The organism is Bradyrhizobium sp., assembly GCF_019244115.1.
Classification (GTDB): Bacteria; Pseudomonadota; Alphaproteobacteria; order Rhizobiales; family Xanthobacteraceae; genus Bradyrhizobium.
Map to the genome: position 1 here is coordinate 1 of NZ_JAFATE010000144.1, position 2133 is coordinate 2133.

The 2133-nt window shown below is 63.3% G+C and carries 3 protein-coding genes and 2 pseudogenes; 4 read left to right on the forward strand and 1 reads right to left on the reverse strand.

The window, feature by feature from the left end; genetic code table 11:
• Nucleotides 1-180 (reverse strand): annotated as a pseudogene (locus tag JOZ76_RS06500) (IS6 family transposase); the annotation flags it as partial.
• 76 nt (nt 181-256) lie between these two features.
• On the opposite strand from JOZ76_RS06500, the pseudogene JOZ76_RS06505 reads away from it, so the two are divergent.
• From JOZ76_RS06505 to JOZ76_RS06520, 4 genes and pseudogenes are all read left to right on the forward strand, one after another.
• Nucleotides 257-367: pseudogene (locus JOZ76_RS06505) on the forward strand (alcohol dehydrogenase); the annotation flags it as partial.
• Nucleotides 341-982, forward strand: a complete 642-nt coding sequence (locus JOZ76_RS06510) for a zinc-binding dehydrogenase (RefSeq protein ID WP_291697806.1) — start codon at nt 341-343, stop codon at nt 980-982. The pseudogene JOZ76_RS06505 and the gene JOZ76_RS06510, both read left to right, overlap by 27 nt.
• A gap of 75 nt (nt 983-1057) precedes the next feature.
• Nucleotides 1058-1549, forward strand: a complete 492-nt coding sequence (locus JOZ76_RS06515) for a DUF302 domain-containing protein (RefSeq protein WP_291697804.1) — start codon at nt 1058-1060, stop codon at nt 1547-1549.
• 34 nt (nt 1550-1583) lie between these two features.
• The coding region (locus tag JOZ76_RS06520; protein WP_291697805.1) for an aldehyde dehydrogenase family protein at nt 1584-2133 on the forward strand (550 nt) is incomplete at its 3' end.

Here is a 2133-nt window from a genome sequence, read left to right on the forward strand (position 1 = left end):
GCCGAACTTGAGCGCCCATTGCCGCACGCTCTCGTGGCTGACGATGATGCCGCGCGCGGCCAGCATCTCCTCGACCATGCGCAGGCTGAGGGGAAAGCGGAAATACAGCCAAACCGCATGGCTGATGATCTCGGCGGGAAAGCGATAACCGGCGTAGCTGGGGCAAACTGGCGTCGTCATCGCGTCCAGCTACCCGCCCTGCTTCCGATCTGCAAGCCGGCAGCAGCCAAGTTGACGGTGCCCTTGCGGCTACTGCGAGTTCTGCCGCAACGGCGATCTCGTCAACTGCCGGAACCAAGAATTTACCGGCGTTCATCATGACGGCGGTTATGCCGAAATGATGATCGCCAAGGCCAGCGGTCTGGTGTCGATCCCAGACTCCCTGTCATCGGTCGATGCGGCGCCGCTGCTGTGTGCGGGGCTCACGACGTTCAGCGCGCTGCGAAACGCACCGGCAAAGGCGGGAGAGCTTGTCGCTGTGGTCGGCATCGGCGGTCTTGGTCATCTGGGCGTGCAATACGCGCGGCGCATGGGGTTCGAGGTCGTTGCGATTGCCCGGGGCGCCGACCAGGCGGACCTGGCGAAGAAGCTCGGCGCCCACCACTACGTCGACAACACGGCTACTGACCCCGCCGAGGCTCTGCAGGCGCTCGGCGGCGCCAAAGTCATTCTGATAACGGCTTCCGGCGGCAAGACGGTCGCCGAAACATTCAACGGGTTGCGTCCCGGCGGTGTCTCGATCGTCCTCGGGGTCGGGCCGGAGCCGATCGAGATTTCGAGCTCGGACCTCATCTTCGGGGGCCGCAAGCTTGAAGGTGCTTTGACAGGAGACCCGGCGACAGGTGACACCACACTCCGTTTCAGCGCGTTGAGCGGCGTTTCCGCGATGATCGAGACGGTCCCGCTCGAACAAGCGGCGGATGCCTACGCGAAGATGATGGCCGGCAAGGCACGCCTGCGCATGGTCCTGACTATGAACTAACATGCCCCTGACACCGCAAAAGGTCTGGGCCGCGATCCGCGACACCCGCCAAACTTCTTCAGCGATAGGCCAGCCATGACCGATTTCTCCATCACGCCGCGCAAGATTGAGATCGAGCACATCCGGATCGCGTCGGCGAAGCCGTTTGCCGTGGCGAAGGCGTCGCTGGAACGCGCGCTTCCGCAGCTCGATCCGGGAGTACTCGCGCTGCTGCGAGATGGCCAGACCAAGCGTGCCAGAAAGGCACTGGAGCGCCTCCCCGCGCTGTCGATCTTTGACAGCCGGGACCACGGTGGCCTGTTGCAGATCGCCGACAGGCGGCGCAACGCCGTCCAGTACGACATCGGCAACCCGCTGACCGCATCGCGCATGACACGGCACCAATTGCCGGCTGCGCTGTACGCGCCGCTGCGCGTCGTGCTCTACGAGAACGACGCCGGCCAGGCAATATTCGAATACGACCTGCCGTCCTCGCTGTTCGGCCAGTTCGGTGACGAGCGGGTCGCTGCGGTCGCCAGTGAACTGGACGCCAGCCTCAAGCGCGCGCTGGTCGACGCGGCCAGCTGAACGAGTAATCCCCCTTTTCTGAGGAACGCCGACCATGAATTCGTTCCAGGATCTGTTCGACCAGCAAAAGCGGCACTTTGCGACAGGGATGACGCGCAGCTATGCCTGGCGGATCGAGCAGCTTGACCGAATGGCCCGGCTCGTTGCGGAGAACGAAACAGCGCTCCAGCGCGCGATCGCGCGGGATTTCAAGACCGCCAGTCAGGAGCAGATTTTCGAGACGTTCGCCTGTCTCGGCGAGGTCGCATTCCAGAAGAGCCAGCTCAAGGACTGGATGAAGCCGGTCGAGGCGCCGGTGCCGCGGGCGCTGGCGGCTACCGGGCATCGCGGTGTTGTCTATCGCGATCCTTATGGCGTGGCGTTGATAATCGGTCCCTTCAACGGCCCGCTGCTATTGCTGCTTCGCCCTGCGATCACGGCGCTTGCGGCGGGCAATTGCTGTGTGCTTAAGCTGAGTGAGAAGCTTAATTCGACGTCCGCGTTGTTGCTCGATCTGGTCCCGAAGTATTTCGAGCCGAGCGCCGTTGTCGCCGTGGCCGGTGCTCGCGAGCAGGTTACAAAGCTTCTCGAGCTTCCATTCGATT